This is a genomic window from Shouchella clausii (genome assembly GCF_002250115.1).
Taxonomy (GTDB): Bacteria; Bacillota; Bacilli; order Bacillales; family Bacillaceae_D; genus Shouchella; species Shouchella clausii.
The window spans coordinates 926,916-944,413 of the sequence record NZ_CP019985.1; the positions used below are offsets into that span (position 1 = coordinate 926,916).

The 17,498-nt window shown below is 42.7% G+C and carries 13 protein-coding genes and 1 pseudogene; 3 read left to right on the forward strand and 11 right to left on the reverse strand.

Features of this window, described 5'->3' with window-relative positions; genetic code table 11:
• Positions 1-110: 110 nt before the first annotated feature.
• From BC8716_RS04425 to BC8716_RS04450, 6 genes and pseudogenes are all read right to left on the reverse strand, one after another.
• Entirely contained in the window at positions 111-953 is an 843-nt protein-coding gene (locus BC8716_RS04425) for a carbohydrate ABC transporter permease (protein ID WP_094424116.1), read from the reverse strand.
• On the reverse strand, positions 950-1,885 hold the full coding sequence (locus BC8716_RS04430) for a carbohydrate ABC transporter permease (protein ID WP_406550690.1): 936 nt from the start codon (positions 1,883-1,885) through the stop codon (positions 950-952). The genes BC8716_RS04425 and BC8716_RS04430 overlap by 4 nt, the downstream gene beginning before the upstream one ends.
• Positions 1,886-1,906: 21 nt before the next feature.
• Positions 1,907-3,205 carry an ABC transporter substrate-binding protein gene (locus tag BC8716_RS04435; protein WP_094424117.1) on the reverse strand — a complete coding sequence of 433 codons (1,299 nt, stop codon included), beginning with the start codon at positions 3,203-3,205 and terminating at the stop codon, positions 1,907-1,909.
• Between the two features lie 90 nt (positions 3,206-3,295).
• Positions 3,296-6,100 carry a rhamnogalacturonan lyase family protein gene (locus BC8716_RS04440; RefSeq protein WP_094424118.1) on the reverse strand — a complete coding sequence of 935 codons (2,805 nt, stop codon included), beginning with the start codon at positions 6,098-6,100 and terminating at the stop codon, positions 3,296-3,298.
• Between the two features lie 344 nt (positions 6,101-6,444).
• The gene (locus tag BC8716_RS04445; RefSeq protein WP_257253860.1) at positions 6,445-7,128 is read right to left on the reverse strand and encodes an L-2-amino-thiazoline-4-carboxylic acid hydrolase; all 684 of its coding nucleotides are present in this window, start codon (positions 7,126-7,128) and stop codon (positions 6,445-6,447) included.
• Between the two features lie 226 nt (positions 7,129-7,354).
• Positions 7,355-7,492, reverse strand: a pseudogene (locus BC8716_RS04450) (zinc ribbon domain-containing protein); the annotation flags it as partial.
• Between the two features lie 489 nt (positions 7,493-7,981).
• Between BC8716_RS04450 and BC8716_RS04455 the strand changes: the two are divergent.
• The 3 genes from BC8716_RS04455 (at position 7,982) to BC8716_RS04465 (ending at position 11,137) form a co-directional block, all read left to right on the forward strand.
• Positions 7,982-8,650, forward strand: coding sequence for a response regulator transcription factor (locus BC8716_RS04455; protein WP_094424120.1), 669 nt, complete (start codon positions 7,982-7,984; stop codon positions 8,648-8,650).
• Positions 8,631-9,959, forward strand: coding sequence for a sensor histidine kinase (locus BC8716_RS04460; RefSeq protein ID WP_094424121.1), 1,329 nt, complete (start codon positions 8,631-8,633; stop codon positions 9,957-9,959). The genes BC8716_RS04455 and BC8716_RS04460 overlap by 20 nt, the downstream gene beginning before the upstream one ends.
• 83 nt (positions 9,960-10,042) lie before the next feature.
• Positions 10,043-11,137, forward strand: a complete 1,095-nt coding sequence (locus BC8716_RS04465) for an acyltransferase family protein (RefSeq protein WP_094424122.1) — start codon at positions 10,043-10,045, stop codon at positions 11,135-11,137.
• 225 nt (positions 11,138-11,362) lie between these two features.
• On the opposite strand, the gene BC8716_RS04470 is transcribed toward BC8716_RS04465, so the two are convergent.
• The 5 genes from BC8716_RS04470 to BC8716_RS04490 all read right to left on the reverse strand — a co-directional run bounded on the left by BC8716_RS04470 (position 11,363) and on the right by BC8716_RS04490 (position 17,432).
• On the reverse strand, positions 11,363-12,205 hold the full coding sequence (locus BC8716_RS04470; RefSeq protein ID WP_094424123.1) for a carbohydrate ABC transporter permease: 843 nt from the start codon (positions 12,203-12,205) through the stop codon (positions 11,363-11,365).
• Between the two features lie 4 nt (positions 12,206-12,209).
• Complete coding sequence (locus BC8716_RS04475) at positions 12,210-13,154, reverse strand: carbohydrate ABC transporter permease (RefSeq protein ID WP_094424124.1); 945 nt, start codon at positions 13,152-13,154, stop codon at positions 12,210-12,212.
• A gap of 25 nt (positions 13,155-13,179) precedes the next feature.
• Positions 13,180-14,493 (reverse strand): ABC transporter substrate-binding protein, encoded by a 1,314-nt coding sequence (locus BC8716_RS04480; RefSeq protein WP_094424125.1) that lies wholly within the window; start codon positions 14,491-14,493, stop codon positions 13,180-13,182.
• 136 nt (positions 14,494-14,629) lie between these two features.
• Positions 14,630-15,736, reverse strand: coding sequence for a response regulator transcription factor (locus BC8716_RS04485; RefSeq protein ID WP_094424126.1), 1,107 nt, complete (start codon positions 15,734-15,736; stop codon positions 14,630-14,632).
• A complete protein-coding gene (locus BC8716_RS04490; RefSeq protein ID WP_094424127.1) occupies positions 15,693-17,432 on the reverse strand; it encodes a sensor histidine kinase in 1,740 nt (579 codons plus the stop codon). The genes BC8716_RS04485 and BC8716_RS04490 overlap by 44 nt, the downstream gene beginning before the upstream one ends.
• Positions 17,433-17,498: the final 66 nt, after the last annotated feature.

Genomic DNA, 17,498 nt, shown 5'->3' on the forward strand with positions numbered 1-17,498 from the left:
TTTATATTACTTGATGTGAATTATACGCCCGCCTTTTCCACCCGTCAACGCGAAATTTAAAAGAAACGAAAAAAGAACCCATATAATGGATTCTTTTTTAATAAACCTTTTTATTTAAGCCCCGTTGTCGCAATGCCCTCAACCAAATGTTTTTGGAAAAACAGGAAGATGATAAACTGAGGCAATAGCGATAAAGTCGACATCGCCAAAAGCGGCCCCCACGACGTGCCCCCTTCTGCATCCATAAAATTCCTTAGCCCTAGCGAGACGGTTTGGATGTCGGCACTGTTTAAATAAATTAACGGAGCGAGAAAATCATCCCACGCCCACATAAAGGCAAAAATGGCGACAGTCACAAGCGCAGGTTTAATTAAAGGCAGAATGATCCGCCAAAAAATCCCAAACGTCGAGCATCCGTCAATGATAGCCGCCTCATCTAGTTCCCGTGGAATGCCGCGAATAAATTGGATGAGCAGGAAAATGAAAAAAGGCGTGCCCCCTAAAAAAGCGGGAACGATTAGCGGGTAAAACGTATTGACCCAGCCGATGTTATGGAACATGATGTATTGGGGTATTAAGGTAATTTGCACAGGCAACATCACTGTGCCGAGCAAGCAGGCAAATAAGATTTTTTTAAAGCGAAACTGCAGGCGTGCAAAGCCGTAGGCGACAATGCTCGAAGACAGAATCGCTCCTATGACAGACAAAGTCGTAATGAAAAGAGAGTTAGAGAAATAGACGTCAAATCCAGTCCGCCCAAACCCTTCCCAGCCTTTTGCATAGTTTTCCCACATAAATTCGCCAGGCCATAACGAAGCGGCGTTGCCGAAGATCTCCGTTTGCGGTTTTAAAGAACTGGCCACCATCCATAAGATTGGATACAGCATGACAAAACCGAATAAAACGACAAACGTATAATAAATCGCATCCGCCGTTTTGGTCCGCTTCTTCATTTGCTTCCCCCCTCATAATGCACCCAATATTTGGACGTCGCAAACAAAATAAGCGTAATCACGCCGATGATGACAAGCAAAATCCATGCCATTGCCGACGCATAGCCCATTCGTAAATGCTCAAATGCCGTTTCATATAAATAGACCGCGTAAAAATTAGTCGCATCCATTGGCCCACCATTTGTAATTAAAAACGCTTGTGTAAATGTCATAAACGCTCCAATTGTTTGCATGATTAAATTAAAGAAAATGACAGGCGTCAACATCGGCAACGTGATTCGAAAGAAACGAGTCAATGTAGACGCACCATCAACGCTTGCTGCTTCATAAAGCTCCTGGGGAATTTGCCTTAGCCCTGCCAAAAAGATAATGAGCGGCGAACCAAATTGCCAAACGACAAGCACAATTAAAATCGATAGCGCGTATGACGGATCGCCGAGCCAATTGATGCCATCAAGGCCAACAGAGGCAAATAACGTATTAATTGCGCCTTCGCGGCCAAATAGCTGGCGCCACACAACGGCGATCGCAACACTCCCGCCAATGATGGAGGGAATGTAATAAATCGTCGTAAACAGCCCTGTCCCTTTTCTTCCTGTATTAAAGAGCAGCGCCAGCAATAAGGCAAAAATCAGCTTTAGAGGCGTAGAGACAAACACGAATATAAGTGTGACTTTTAAAGACTGGACAAAACGCGGGTCATTGAGCAACACGTTTTTGTAATTGTCGAGCCCTGTCCAAACTGCAGGTGAAAGCATGTCATAATTCGTAAACGAAAAATAAAGGGATGCTAGCATCGGCCCTATGACTAATCCTAAAAAGCCAATTAGCCAAGGAGAAATGATCAAGTAGGCAACGAAATCGTTGCGAAACGATCCTTTCATTGGTTTGCGTTTAAGAGAAGGTTGAACGGTGCTTTGCGTAGGTCTCATCTTGGCCTCCTGTTCCGATGCTTACTTTAAGATCGATTCTGCTTGCTGGCGAAACTGTTCGGCTCCATCTTCCGGTGTGGTTTGCCCGTATTTTAACGACTCCACAATCCGTAAGAAGGCAGCGCGCACTTCACTTTCACCAGGCGGGGGCAGCGGATCGGCTGACGCCGAGTTCTCAGCGACATATTCTAAGTACGCAAACGTTTTTTCGACTTCTGGCGAGACTTTCCCCTCAAGATGGGAACGGATTTCAGCTGAAATCGGCACGCCCCGCTCGGCTTGGAGGATTTCATTTGCTTCAGGGTCATTTGTTATAAAGTCAATAAACAGCGCGGCATGTTCTTCCTGGTTCGTATGCTCGCTAATGGCGAACGACATGCTTGGCCTTATCCAGTTGCCTTCCGTCCCCCCCTCCATCTCAGGAAGCGGTTTCAAATCTAATTCTGCTTCCGTTAACGCCTGCTGCCCAATAATCTGATTGCTCGCGATCAGCAGCATGCTTGTCGTTCCGTCTGCAATCGTTGAATCTCCGCCTTGAATATATTCCATCGTTAATTCATGGGGCGGCGCTGCTTCGTCTTCAATCATTTCTTGGATAAATTGAAAATAAGAAATGAGCGTTTCATCAGAGTAGCCAAGCCCGTCGCCTGTTTCATTAAACACACTTTCGCCATTCTGCCTTGCATAGGCGAAAAACAAATCAAATTCGGTATTGTTAAAGTCGTAGCCATAAAAGCCATCGCCAAGTGCGCTTTTTAATTCCAGCATCGCTGCTTTCATATCATCGTACGTATAGCCTTCATCTAGCTCAATGCCATGTTCGGTGAACAGCTCGGCGTTGTAAAGCATGCCGAGAGCATTGGAGCCGAGTGAAATCCCATATACCGAGTCGTCAATTGTATTTACATCTTGGTAGACATCATCCACATTGGACAAATCAATCGAGCCGTCCTCGATCAGAGGAGCCAAATCTTTCAATAAATTTCTAGAAATGTACTCGTTCATTTTCGTATAGTCTAATTGGACGACATCGGGCAAGTTGCTTCCTGCGGCTTGTGTCGTTAGCCGTTCCCAATAGTTGTCCCAGGTCGTGTACTCTGGCTCAACCGTTATATCAGGATATTTTTCTTCAAACAGATCGATCACGTCAAGTGTCATTGTATGGCGCTCCTGCCCGCCCCACCATGCAACCCGTAAAACATTGTCGCCGCTGGCGGTAGAACCGTTGTCTTCCCCTCCCGTTCCAACTTGGCAACCTGTCACCGCAAAGACCGATAAGGCTAATGTCGAATAAAGAACAATGCTCCGCTTTTTTTTCACAACAACTCCTCCTTGTATTCCGCGCTTCCGTCCCTCGACAGGCGCGTCTGCTTAAGTGCGTGACTAACACGGCTTGTCTATTTACCACAATTATTTTTGGCCTGATTCCCATTGTTGCAAGGCTGTTTCGACATGGCGATTTAGCTGTTCTTTTGCTTCTTTCGATACATGGCGTTCGTTTGCCCTGTTATGCAAATGGCGCTTATATTTGTCAATAAACGAGAGCGCTTGCTTCGTCCGTCCTGCTTCGTTATGGTGCTTTGCCTGCTTAAGAGATTGGGTAAGCTGGACAACGAGTGGGCCTTGGACTTCGCCCGCCACAATAAACGCTTCTGTTGCTTTTTCCAAAAAGACGAATCGGTCTTCCTCGTGTTCATTGAACAATGGCACATACGCCCAATCAATATCCGAAGCAAAGTAGAAGCTCGGATAAGAAGGTTGGTTGTAAGTGACATTTTGCCAAGCAATCCCCGTTCGGTATTGGGGATCATGCATCAATGTGTACAGTTTTCTCTCTGTTCGTTCTGTGTTCATATAAATACGAATTGCAGAGCTGTCTTCTGTGCGGACGAGAAGCTCTTCCCGCCAATCGCCAAATATGTCTGCAACAAGGGACGGATTGCCTTTCGTTCCGTTGTTTGTCCTTGTCCCTTCCGCTGTCAACAAACGCCCTCGTTGCCAATCATCAATCGTCGGTGTCTCGTCAAGCGCGCCATTGACAATTTGTGTGGTCATGTCAGGGGACCATTTAATATTCATGTTTGTGCCTGGCTGCTCGGTGCCTAAACGCTTGCCTGACGCACTGTATAAGCCGACGGCCCACGTTTCGAGGCCGCGCTCGCCAGGGATGACATCGCCAACCATGCCTCGGCCAGTGTCTCGGCCGCTATACTCTCCGTAAAGGACATCGCCTGTACGCGCATCGCGTAAAGCGAAACCATACGGCGCATACTGGGCCCCTTCAAAAACCATAAATGATTCCAACCCTGGCCTGTCTGGATCAATATCGGCAACATGAAGGGCATCGCCATGGCCTAATCGTGCCATTTCACCTGGAGCTGCACTTTCGGGAGGCAATTCAGCAAACGAGCTATACAGGAGCGTCCCGTCATCGTCAATCGTTGCAGCACCATAAATAATCTCATGTTTGCCATCCCCGTCGACATCGGCAACACTCAATGAATGTGCCCCTTGTGTGGTGAGGGTGGCGTATTCGTCATTGGTTCCGTCTACGCCATGTGGTGAATCGTGAAATGGGTTTTCCATCGGTGTCCAGCCGCTGTCAACAAACCAATTCTCGTGCAGTTGTTCGCCGTCCCAATCATAGGCAACAAGTGTGGTTCTTGTGTAATAGCCTCTCGCAAAAATGGCAGAAGGCTTTTCACCATCCAAGTATGCAACCCCTGCTAAAAAGCGATCGACACGATTGCCTGGCTCAATCCGGTTCATCGCATAGTCGCCCCACATAAGGCCATCGTCTTCTCGCCCTGGTTTATAATGAATTGTTTGTAATTCCTGTCCTGTCTCGCCTGCAAACACCGTTAAATACTCAGGGCCTTCAACGATAAAACCTTCAAAATCCCGCAATTGGTTGTTCGCACTTCTCGAAGGGGCGTATTCATCGATAAAATAATCGGCTAACGCCTCCGCATCTCCGCGGCTTAAAGGATAGTCATACAGCGGTTCGATCCCGAAAGCCTCTTCAAGCGTCTCTGGCCAATTGCCGTTTTTTACTTCTTCATGCTCATGCCAACCGATAAACATCTCGACCACATGGGCATAATAATCATCGGCACTCATCCGGTAATCGTCTTCATGGCTGTAACCTGCTTCCACGTCTTCCTGCGGCATCGTAATATACGTTTCCGATTCGACTTTGCCATCCCCAGTGAATGTGATCACCTTTGTCCCTGGTGCAGTTTTAAACATCAGTTCCGCCTTGCCGTCGCCATCAAAATCGTAAACAAGCAGCTGCGTGTAATGAGCCCCGGAACGGATGTTTTTACCAAGGTCTATCCGGTATAGCAAATCGCCAGTCAATGTATAGGCATCAATATAGGTGTTTCCGGTGTAACCTTTTTGTGACACGTCTTTAGAATTTGTCGGTTCCCATTTCACAAAAAACTCATACTGGCCATCGCCATTGACATCGCCGACACTCATGTCATTGGCATGGTACGTGTACGCTTCTCCTGCAGGGGTTACACCATCCTCGGGCTTTCGCAACGGCAACTCATAATAGCCGTTTTCCCACGGATGAACAACGTCACTCGCCTCTTCCCCCCCACCATTGATAGCGCTTACATAATAACTAGACGTTGGCGTTCCATGCTCATCCAAATAGTTGGTGCTGTCGGTTACCGTTTTAAGAAATTGTCCATCGCGGTAAACGTTAAAAACCGTGCCGACCAATCCATGGTCAGAATAGCCGACCGCTTCTTCCTTCAACAGCCGCCAACTTAAAAAAACGCCTTCTCCTGTATCAACCGCTACTAAGCCACGGTCAAGCGCTTCCAATTGCACATCGAACTGCTTTTCCACAGGGGATTTTACAGCGGAAGAACGCCTTCCTTCATCGCCGTTTTTGATAGGAGCGACTTTAAAAAAGTGGTTGACATGAGTCGAACCGTTAAACACAAATGCCTGTTCTTCCGTCTCGGCTATTTCCTCGTATTCCATCAAATCTGTGTCTTTATCGGCCCAGTAAACTTTGTAGGAATCTGCCTCTTTTAGCTTGTTCCATTCCAACGTAACGGAGTCATCCGCCACTTCCGTGATCACAACATTCAAGTAATCTGGTTGCCCATTTGCTACAGCTTGTCCGCTTTTTGACAAAGGCAAACACAATGCCAGACAGATGAGTGCAATAGCTATATTCCGAAAACAAACCGCCATCCATCCTCCTCCTTTCGTTAGAAAAAAACCTTATTTATCCATTAGAATAACGAACTCCTATCTATCGGTCTTATTAAATACGGTTCCTTGCTCTCAGTTTCCGAACTTAGCTTTTTGGCCGCCAAAAAAGACAGTGGTTATTATGAGCCACCGTCTGATTGTGATACACTATGCTATATTAAAGAAGTTTACAGAAAAATCTATATTCAAAACAGACACAGACCCTATAAAAAAGTAGACAGAGCCAGAGGAGCTAAAAATAAAAAATAGAACGAATCATTACCGTTTTAGATGAAACAAAAATTGCAGAAAATTACTTCTAATAAGTTCTGCCTAGAACCCCCTTACCTCCCTTCCTTCATCTGAAATCTAAAATGGCATTGCCCTTCTTTTAAGACGTATTGGTCATGGACGACGTCAAAATTTTTATTGTAACCCTTCGCAATAGAGGGGTCGATCATTCTACAGTAGAGAATTCCATATTCCCCTGTCCCATCATCAGCCCACTGTTGTCCTAATGGACACTTTGTAAACGTCTGTTCAATTTCCTCTTTTTTATAGATACTTTCGAATTCAAATAGTTCACTACGTCCCATATCGTAATGGGATAAATAATTCTCCACTGTATTTTCGAATCCATTCGACCTAGCTCGTTGCGCGATTCCTTGTCCGCGTTTCTTACCAAATTGTTCAACCGCAGACATGATAACTGCCTCCCCTTTTTCCCCGTATTCATCAACAACTTGTTTCGCAATTTGTGCGAACATCTTGGCAAAGCGGGCAAACGGGGTTAGACTTGCATATTTTTCTTGTACCTCTAAAACTGGTGGAAGATACTCAAAGAAATGATGGTTTTGACCTTCTGAGGTTGCTTGTATAGCAATTAATTCAGCATCCTTCAAACCAAATGCTATTAACCCTTTTTTTATTAGGTCGTACCCTTCATCAGGATAAGCTTCTAATATAGCTACGTGCAGCTCATTAAACATTTTTGCTGTCATAATTTCCATTGATAAATTCTTCACCATAATCAACTCTCTTTTTATTCCTATTGATTTAATTGGGGTTAATTATATAATTAGTGAAAACAATTAGTCAAATGAATCTTTCAGCTTATTGGTATGAAGTGAACTACCCACCACTTATCACCCTTGCAGGTCGCTTGAAAGTGGGGGCTTCTTGGGTAATCGCCCCTTTTGGTAGCTGACGAAATGGACCAAGCGAACCCTCTTGTTCCAAGAGTTGATTTATTCATTAGGCAGTGGCTAATAAGCGAATTCCTTCTTTTTTGATGTTCAGCGCAGAGTTGTAGTCTCTATCAAGAGTTAGTCCACAAGTACATTGATACGTACGTGCGGATAAGGCCATTTCTTTTATGGAGCCACATTGGCTGCCGATTCCAAATATCGGATGCGGTTGGATTTATAATACTGATAATAAGAAAAGAGTAAAATAAAAAGACGTCAGGTGCTTGACACCTTAAGTTACAATAGCTTGGTTCCCTGCAAGGGGGATCGGCCGATGGTACGAATCATCCACCTGAGCCGCTAACTCAAAGGTGGATGATTTTTTGTGGTTGTGAAACGACAGCCATGCAACGATCAGAAGCCCGAACGTCAACATAAGTGTATTCCTTCAAATATGTTGATATAGGGAGAGTATGAAAAAATGATAAGATCCATAAAAAGGAAGACGGCTTCTTATAAATGAAAAATAAAAATACAAACGTTCATTAAATCTTCAGAAAGCGTTACCTAATTGCTTCATTTTTTCATATTAGACTAAATCTAAAGCAACTTAATCTGACATTCATGCAGAAGCATTATTCCAATAAATGTCGACAATACAGAAAGAAAAAACGTCATTGGAAGGAGAATTTGATTGAAGAGAATTTTGCTTATTGAGGATGATGCAGCGATAGCTCGATATTTGGAACTAGAGCTAAAACATGAAGGATTTGAATTAATTATAGAAAACGATGGAGAAGGCGGATTAGCTAAGGCGTTATCAGAAAAGTTTGACGTGATTCTTTTGGATGTGATGCTTCCTAAAATTAGTGGGATCGAAGTTCTACGCAGACTTCGGAAGTCGAAAGAAACCACCCCTGTTATATTACTTACTGCAAAGGGAGAGGTATCTGATAAAGTTACAGGGTTGGATAGTGGAGCGAATGATTATATGACAAAACCCTTTTATATAGAAGAATTACTTGCTCGTATTAGGGTAATCTTTCGCGAAAAAACGACAAACAATAGCCTTCATTGGGAAGAACTGACAATGAACCCTGATACGTATCAAGTAATCGTTAAGGGACAAGAATTGGGCCTTACTAAGAAGGAATATGAACTGCTTTATTATTTATTGGTAAATCGAAATATTGCATTATCACGCGAAAATATTATTGAGAATGTGTGGGGATATGAGTATTACGGCGATACAAATATTGTAGATGTGTTCATAAAGAATATCAGACGAAAGTTGGAAGATGTTATGGACGTTAGAATGATACAAACGATTAGAGGAATTGGATATGTCATTAAAGATAACTAATCTCTGGGAAAGGCTAAATAAACGCTTTAAATTTTCGATTGGATTAAAATCGATCTTAACAAATTTAGGGCTTTTCACTATTTTATTTACTGTGATCGGATTTGTACTTGTTTTTGCATTTTCAAGACTCCTAATTGCAGGGGCTTCCCTAACATTAGAAGACCATGAAAGAGTGATTAGGAGTATGGTTTCTAAAGCGGAAATCGATCAAATCGACTCCTATTCAGCTAATACGAATATAACCGTTTTGTTAGTTGAAAGCGAGCCAGTAAAGACAACAGGGATATCCAGTGACATTAATCGTATGAAGATTACAAACAAGTTTAACGTGGATCTAAATGGAAAGGGCGCTGTGATTACTATTTCAAAATCACTTGAACAAGAGTGGGAGATTGTTAGGTCGATTATATTTGTTCTCATATGTGTATTCATTATAATGGGCATTTTTATTTTAATTATTAGTGGTTGGACGATTAAAACGATGTTGCGTCCTATACAAGAAATGGTCAAATACATTAGAACAGGCAGTTTAAATGTAAGATTGGATATTAAAACATCTCATGATGAATTACGTGATTTGGCAGAAACGTTTAACGAGTTAATGGATAAAATATGGGACACCTATCGTCAACAAGACCGTTTTGTTTCCGATGCCTCCCATGAACTTCGAACACCGCTATTAGTCATTCAAGGATATGCTGATTTGTTAGAACGATGGGGAGGAGAAGATATTGCTATCCGGCAAGAAGCCATCTCTTCTATAAAAAAAGAGGCATCGTATATAAATAAATTGGTTGAAAGACTCCTGCTGCTAGCAAAGTCTGGACAACAAATGATGGAGGTAAGAACCATTCATTTGCCTGAATTGATTGAAGAAGTCATACGAGATTCAGTGGTGATGAATACAGGCCATACATTTATATTTGAAAAGAAACAGGAAGTTCTTGCAGATGGGGATTTTGCACTTATTAAGCAAGTCATCAGAATTGTGTTAGATAACAGTATAAAATATACACCTTCTTCGGGTACAATTTCTTTTAATTGTGAAGTCGAGGGAAAATATGCGTTGATTTCTATTCAAGACAATGGGATTGGCATTTCTAAAGAGGACTTGCCAAATATATTTGAACGATTCTATAAGGCAGATAAATCTCGCAGCAGAGTTTCCGGAAGTACAGGATTAGGTTTATCCATTGCTCAATATATTGTTCAAATGCATGGCGGTTTGATAAGTGCACATAGTGAAGGATTAGAAAAAGGATCGAAAGTACTAATTCGATTGCCTCTGAAAAGAATGGTAACATCGTGACATGTAGATATACGCAAATTAAACGATAGCTAGTGAGTAGCTTGCATGTATCAACTTATAAAGAGCATGGGGGTATAAAATGAATGGAATTAGAAAATGAACTTTTCACTAAAAAATCAAGACTACTATACCTAGATCATATAAAGGTATTTTTAATCTTATTAGTCGTAGCTCATCACGCGGGTCAAGCATATGGACCTATTGATGATTGGCCACTTGTAAGTTCAGAAAAATCAGCAATTTTAGGTCCTTTCTTTGATGTTAATGGCGCTTTCTTTATGGGGTTATTTTTTCTAATATCTGCTTATTTTATTCCTGCTTCCATCGATAAAAGAGGCGTTTACTCCTTTATAAAAAGTAGATTCATACGGTTAGGTATTCCTTTTATCGTTGTGGTCATTGTACTATTTGGCCCAATCACCTATTTTGTCGATGGAGTTAGTGGATCGTTCTGGGAATATATGATTTTTGATTATATTGGAACAGTTGATTTTGAAATTGGTCATCTTTGGTTTATCGCATTATTATTCTTTCTTTCTGTCTGCTACGCCCTAGTACGAGTTATAATGAAGATACCAAATCCTACAAAAAGCAGATCATTAGGACATAAACAATTATTTTTATTTTCAATATCATTAATAATTGCTAATACGTTTATTCGGATTTGGTTTCCTGTAGGAGAATGGGTGAATATTTCACCTTTTATGCCGGTAGAAGTTGGACGTTTGCCACAGTATATTAGTTTTTTTGCCTTTGGCATTCTTGCTTATCGTTCTAATTGGTTAGAAAACATTCCAATTAAAACAGGCGTGATCTGGTTCATAATAGGAATTATAGCAGCATCCATGCACTATCTAAATGTTTTAACAGGTTTACGGTCTGTCTATATATGGCTAGTTTTAGAAGGGTTTATTGGCGTTGGCTTGATAATAGGAATGCTAGTGTTTGGCAGGGAATTTGCGAATAAACGCAGAAAATTACTTGCTTTTATGGCAGAAAACGCTTTTGCCGTTTATATTATTCACATTTTTGTAGTTTATATATTGCAAGGGGCTATGGAAGAAATCCCTTCTGGAGCGTTAACAAAGTTTTTCATTGTAAGTATCTTAGCTAGTTTATTGAGCTTCCTATTTAGTCACCTAATTCGAAAGATCCCAACTATGAAAAAAGTTTTGTGATGAAGGTTACTATGAAAAAGAAACAGTTGTAATAAAGATCATGTAAATAGGCGGTTGCTGCAACATTCTAGATTTACGCGTTAATCTAATATGAGCCATTTCAACATAATGTTGAAAGTGGCTCCTTTTCTTTTTAGAAAACCGATTTTAATAGGACTTGACGATTCCGCCCCCAAAAGAGATCTGTGCCAGTAGTTCTTCGTTATCTTTTCATGACCTCGATCGTTACTTGATGCCAGTTGTTGCAATCCCTTGAATCAGGTATTTTTGGAAGAATAGAAACACGATAAATTGGGGAACGAGGGACAGTGTTGCCATTGCCAGAAGCGGTCCCCATGACGATGCGCTAGTAGAATCCAGAAAACTGGCAAGCCCAAGCCCTACCGTATAAAGTGACGGGTCATTCAAATAAATCAACCCACCAAAAAAGTCATCCCAACTCCATAGGAACGCAAAGATCGTAACGGTGACAAGCACCGGTTTGCACAAAGGCATAATAATCCGCCAGAAGATGCCAAAGGTAGAGCACCCATCAATGACAGCCGCTTCATCTAGTTCTCTCGGGATACCACGGATGAACTGGACCATTAAGAAGATGAAAAACGGTGTGCCGCCTACAAAGGCAGGGACAATTAACGGCAAAAACGTATTGACCCAGCCAAAGTAGTTAAACAGAATGTATTGGGGAATAAGCGTAATTTGCATTGGCAGCATCAGCGTTCCAATTAAACAAGCAAACAATACATTCTTTAGCGGGAATTTCAAGCGTGCAAATCCGAACGCGACAAATGAAGATGAAATCAAGGCACCGATGATGTTCATGCTTGATACAAAGAGTGAGTTGCGGAAAATTTGGTCAAAGCCAACGCTGCCAAACCCTTTCCAACCTTCTACGTAATTGTCCCAATGAAAAGCAGACGGCAGCAAAGAAGCTGCCTGCTGGAAGATTTCTGCAGGTGGCTTTACCGAGCTGCTGATCATCCAAAGCACGGGGTAAAGCATAAAAAACCCAAACAGCAGAACAGTAAAGTGATATAGAAACGTTTTAAACCTCCTTTTCGTTTTCACCTGCTCACCCTTTCTCTGATTCATAAAACACCCATTTTTTCGAGCTATAGAAAAGCAATCCTGTGACAATCGCAATCACAATGAGCAACGTCCAAGCCATCGCAGAAGCATAGCCCATTTCATAATTGGTAAACGCTCGTTCATAAAGATACAAAGCGTAAAATAGCGTGCGGTCAAGAGGGCCGCCTTGTGTTGTCACAAATGCTTGTGTAAAGACGAGAAATGCACCAATCATTTGCATAATCAAATTAAAGAAAATGACAGGCGTAAGCAATGGAATTGTGATGGACAAGAATTTGCGAAACTTCCCGGCGCCATCAACGGAAGCTGCTTCATATAAATCTTCGGGAATTTGCCTAAGCCCTGCCAAAAAGATGATCATAGGAGAACCAAATTGCCATATAACAAGCAAGATCAACACCATTAAGGCATGGTCGGGGCTGGCAATCCAACTTTTTCCTTCTACGCCGAAAAACAACAAAATATCGTTAATTGCTCCTTGTCCGCCGAATAACTGGCGCCACATCACAGCTACAGCAACACTGCCGCCGATAATGGAAGGAATATAAAACAGCGTTGTATAAAACCCTGACCCTTTGCGTTTATTGTTAAACAGCATCGCAATCAACAGGGCAAACGCTAGTTTGATTGGCGTTGACACAAACACGAAAAGAAGCGTGACCGTGATTGAAGTACGGAACCTCGGATCATTGGTAAACATCGTGATATAATTGTCCAAGCCAACCCAATTAGGGCTCGTCAACATATCAAAATCAGTGAATGAGTAATAAAGCGACGCGATCATCGGGCCAATGACAAAGCCTAAAAACCCGACTAGCCATGGAGAAATAAAGGCAAATCCGACTAAATACTGTTTCCAAACACGCCATTTCGCGCTTGTTTTTCTATTCGGCGGATACTCGGCTCTTATCGTTTCTGATGGTTTCATTCGTCTCTCCTTTATCATCCACTGGCTAATTGCTTAAAATGATCTCAACTTCGCCCCGGAAACGCTCGGCAAATTCCTCGGCGCTCAGCAACTCATACTCGAATTCTTCTATCATTCGCGCATATAAATCCAAAATCTGACCTGTACCTGCTGGGTCTGGTGGATGGATCGGCGCAGCCCTCTGTTCAACTAACTGAACATAATCAAATTGCAGTTGTGTATTTTCGCTGACATGATCATAAAGGTGATCTCGAACCTTTTCTGAAATCGGCACGCCCCGTTCAGCATTTAAAATCTCATTCGCTTCTATACTATTGACAAAAAAATTGATGAATCGCGCAGCCTCTTCGCTCTTGTCCCCTTGGCTTGTAGCAGAAAATAGCAATGACGGTTTGATAAAGGAGGCTTCTGATCCACCTTCCATTGCTGGCAAAGTTGTCATCTGAAGCTTACGGCCAGCAGCTTCATTGAGTGCGACAATTTGATTGCTGTGAGGGGAAAACGTTGAAGCGCGGCTGTGGACAATTAGCTCATCTTGGATGCCTTGGACCTCGGCTTTGACATCAGGAGGCGCAGCCACCCCACTGTCGAGCAAGTCTTTATACATGTTTAAAAAATCGATCAGGTACTTGTCGTCGTCGTAGCCAAGTCCTGTGTTGTCTTCGTTGTACAACCACAAATCATGTTGGCGCAAATAATGCTTAAAAAAGTTTAAATTATCTCCGAAAGCATACGCATACATGCCGTCCAAGTTTTCGTTAACTGTTTTGACTGCCTCTATATAATCATCCCACGTATAACCAGGCTCTAGTTCCGGAACGCCTGCTTCGGCGAAAATCTCAGCATCGTAAGCGATGGACATCGCATTGGAACCAAGGTTAATTCCATACAACCCTTCTTCTACAATACCGCCTTCTAAATAGATGTCATCAACATCACTAAAATCAAGCGTTCCATTTTCTACGTAAGGGGTTAGATCAACAAGCAAATCACGGGAGACATATTCGTTGATGTACTGTAAATCCATTTGAATGACGTCTGGCAAGTTTCTGCCTGCCGCTTGCGTCGACATCCGTTCCCAATAACCATCCCAGCCAGTAAATTCGGTCGTAACGGCGATATCCGGATTTTCAGCTTCAAACAGTTTAATCGCTTCGATTGTGCGGTCATGCCGTGCTTGCGAGCCCCACCATGCGACTCTCAGCTCGGTTTGGCCGCTTTTTAAGTCCGCTTTCTCGCCGCCTTCTCCTTCGGCCACTTCCGTTTCCGACGATGAGCATGCTGCCAGCGCCACGACACTTACTAAACACATTCCAGCTACTCCTGGCCATCCTTTCATTTTGTCGCCTCCCCTTCACATAGAATAAAGCGCTTTCATTTAGTAATAGTTTAAAAACTCTTTTTGCCGGTGAATAGATGAAAAAAGGGAAATAGTTTGCACAAAAGACCATACTTAAAAGAAACGTGGGACGCTTTCACTCTTTTTGATTGATAAATTCAGTGGGACTGGCGTGGAAAAAACGCTTAAATTGCCTTGTAAAATAATGGACATGGCTGTAACCGACTTGATCAGCAATTTCATAAATATACAGTTCCCCTTCAAGCAACAACTGTTTCGCCTTTTCCATCCGAACGCGAGTAAGATAGGACTTAAACGATTCGCCGACTGCTTTTTGAAACACAATCCCGAGGTATTTCCTCGATAAACCTACCTCTTCCGCAATATCTTTGAGGACAATATCTTGGTTATAATGGGCATGCACATAGTCGATCGTCATTTGGACAGCGCGGCGATGCCTAGCGTTGCCTTCTGAAATCGAGGCGATGCACGCTTGATCAACTTGCGACTCGATCCATGCTTCGAAGTCTTCGATCGTCAACAATTGGTTTGGTGCAACTTCCACTCTGTTGGCACAGATGTGTTGGCCGGTTCTATTTCGTACCGCATCACGGATCAACGCTTGCAAGCTGTTTGCATGGAAATGAAGCAATGAAGGCCGCTCCAGTTCTTTAGCATCACGTAAATAAGACACGACCGCTCTTGCTGCTTGTTGTGCTTTACGCCAATCGTTGCCACGTACGGCAGTTGCCAATGTTTCATAAAGGGGGAGCGACTCGCCGGTTATTTCAAAAGGGCGGTCAAGCAATGGCGCAACCGCATTTAAGCGGACTTCCAATTGTTTGTTTTTTGTCTCTTCTTCCGCCTCTGCCGTTAAGTGATTAACGATTTTTTCAAATACAGTCGTAATCGTCGTTTTCGAAACGGGTTTGCTTAAATACTCATCTACACGTAAGCGCAGCGCTTGTCGTGCGTATTCAAAATCATCGAAGCCACTTAAAATGACAACCTTTCCAGCAAATCCTTCATCCCTTACCGTTTTAACCATTGCCAACCCTTCCAACACAGGCATATAAATATCGGTTACAACAATGTTCGGCTGATTGGTTTGAATCAACTTGATCCCCTCTTCGCCGTCATACGCTTCTCCAACAAAGGTCATGTTAAACGTCTCCCACGGAATAATGCCTTTTAGCCCTTCAATTACTTGCTGGTCGTCGTCGATAATAACCGTTTTCCACATGTTTGTTTACTCCTCCCCAATCGCTTGTTTGCTTTTGCGGAATTTCAATCAATACTGTCGTCCCTGCCCCTATTGCACTGTAAACAGTGATCGTCCCTTCCTCACCAAAAAACGCTTGTAAACGCTCTGCGACGTTTTGCAAACCATAACCATTTTTCTGGGAAATCGCCTTTTGTTCAAACCCTACGCCGTCATCTTTCACTTGTAGCCGAAGTGCTTGTTTGTACGGACGAATGGAAATGTCAATCATCCCACGTTGGCGGCGATGAAATCCATGAATAATCGCGTTTTCAACAATTGGCTGCAATGTAAACTTCGGTACATAGTAATGGCGGAGTTCAGGTGGGACATCAATTTCAAATGAAATATCGACGTTTTTTGTGCATTGCTGGATTTGCATATAGTAGCGGATATGGTCCAGTTCATCGGCTATTGGAATGAAACTTTTTCCTTTCGAGAGGCCAATCCGCAGCATTTTCCCCATCAATTCAATGACTTCACTGATCTCATCTTCGCCCTTAGCAATCGCCATCCAATTTAATTGGTCGAGTGTATTGTACAAAAAATGTGGATTGATGTTTGCCTGTAATGCCGTTATGTCGGCTTCATTTTTGCGACGGTGCTCTTCCTCTAAAGATTGGTGCAACGCACGAATTTCCTTCGTCATTTCCGTAAACCCTTCAAATAAATCGCCAAACTCATTTTGATAGCCATTTGGCACATTTACTTTTTGTGATTTACCAAATTGCACAAACCCTTGGCGTAGCTGGAGAATTGGCTTTGAAAACGCCGTAGACAGAAACAAAGCAAACAGGAGCGCCCCTGCGATCGCTACTAGGCTAATTGCTATAAGCACAGCTGTAATTCGTTTCCCCCCTTTCGTTAGCTCTCCCCATGGCGTCACCTCGACAAGAAACCAGTCGGCACGCTCTAATGCTGACCATACAGCTAGCCCCTGGTCAAGCTCTCTATTTCCATCTTGGTTAAAAGATTGTTCAGCCACGATTCTTCCTACTTCTTCTTCCATTTCATGCACCATAACGGCTTCTCCATTTTTGCCAACTAACATGCGCTGATTTGCCTGATGTTCCCTATCAACAAACAAGGCTTCAAAATCACGGGCGCGGACGTTCAGTACTAACATAGCTTTTAACGTTCCTTTTGCCGAATACAGTTTGCACATGTAAGAGACGACCTTTTCCTCTTCTGTTAAATGTTTATCGTGTTCTCCTAGCCAAACTTCATTGGCCTCATTTACTTCGTTGTTTTTTGGATGGCTGTGCATATCAATCTTAGAAAGAAAACGGATTGGATATTGGCTATCAAAAGTTGGGGGGTTATCCATGTATATATCAATGGAATCAATCATTGATGAACTTAATACAACTTGATGCAAATACTTGTGGAGGTTGTTTCGTTGTCGATTATAAGAAAAGTGTTCGTGTCGGTTATTGATGAAGGCTTGCAAATCAGCATTTCTTGAAATAACAACCGCTGTTTCTTCCAACACCTTCATCTGGTTGTCCAATTCATCTCGGTATAAGTGCAAAAGCTCCTTTTGGTGAGCCGACGTCGAGGCAATCGTTTCCGACACAACCATGCGATAACTTACGCCAATTACGACGAAGAATAGGAAAATAATAAACAGCGCAATGCTTAAAAACAGAATGGTTTTGACCTTTGCCTTTTTAAACATAGCAACCACCTTATCGCACAGCCAAGTCAAGGCTATATTTGTCGGCAAGACGTCTACAGTTACAGC

Bases quoted from the DNA above. Each gene is read 5' to 3' on its own strand.
- BC8716_RS04445 (WP_257253860.1), bottom strand. From the start codon at position 7,128: ATGGTGAAGAATTTATCAATGGAAATTATGACAGCAAAAATGTTTAAT.
- BC8716_RS04475 (WP_094424124.1), bottom strand. From the start codon at position 13,154: ATGAAACCATCAGAAACGATAAGAGCCGAGTATCCGCCGAATAGAAAA.
- BC8716_RS04460 (WP_094424121.1), top strand. From the start codon at position 8,631: ATGTCATTAAAGATAACTAATCTCTGGGAAAGGCTAAATAAACGCTTT.
- BC8716_RS04485 (WP_094424126.1), bottom strand. From the start codon at position 15,736: ATGTGGAAAACGGTTATTATCGACGACGACCAGCAAGTAATTGAAGGG.
- BC8716_RS04490 (WP_094424127.1), bottom strand. From the start codon at position 17,432: ATGTTTAAAAAGGCAAAGGTCAAAACCATTCTGTTTTTAAGCATTGCG.
- BC8716_RS04480 (WP_094424125.1), bottom strand. From the start codon at position 14,493: ATGAAAGGATGGCCAGGAGTAGCTGGAATGTGTTTAGTAAGTGTCGTG.
- BC8716_RS04425 (WP_094424116.1), bottom strand. From the start codon at position 953: ATGAAGAAGCGGACCAAAACGGCGGATGCGATTTATTATACGTTTGTC.
- BC8716_RS04430 (WP_406550690.1), bottom strand. From the start codon at position 1,885: ATGAGACCTACGCAAAGCACCGTTCAACCTTCTCTTAAACGCAAACCA.
- BC8716_RS04440 (WP_094424118.1), bottom strand. From the start codon at position 6,100: ATGGCGGTTTGTTTTCGGAATATAGCTATTGCACTCATCTGTCTGGCA.
- BC8716_RS04465 (WP_094424122.1), top strand. From the start codon at position 10,043: ATGGAATTAGAAAATGAACTTTTCACTAAAAAATCAAGACTACTATAC.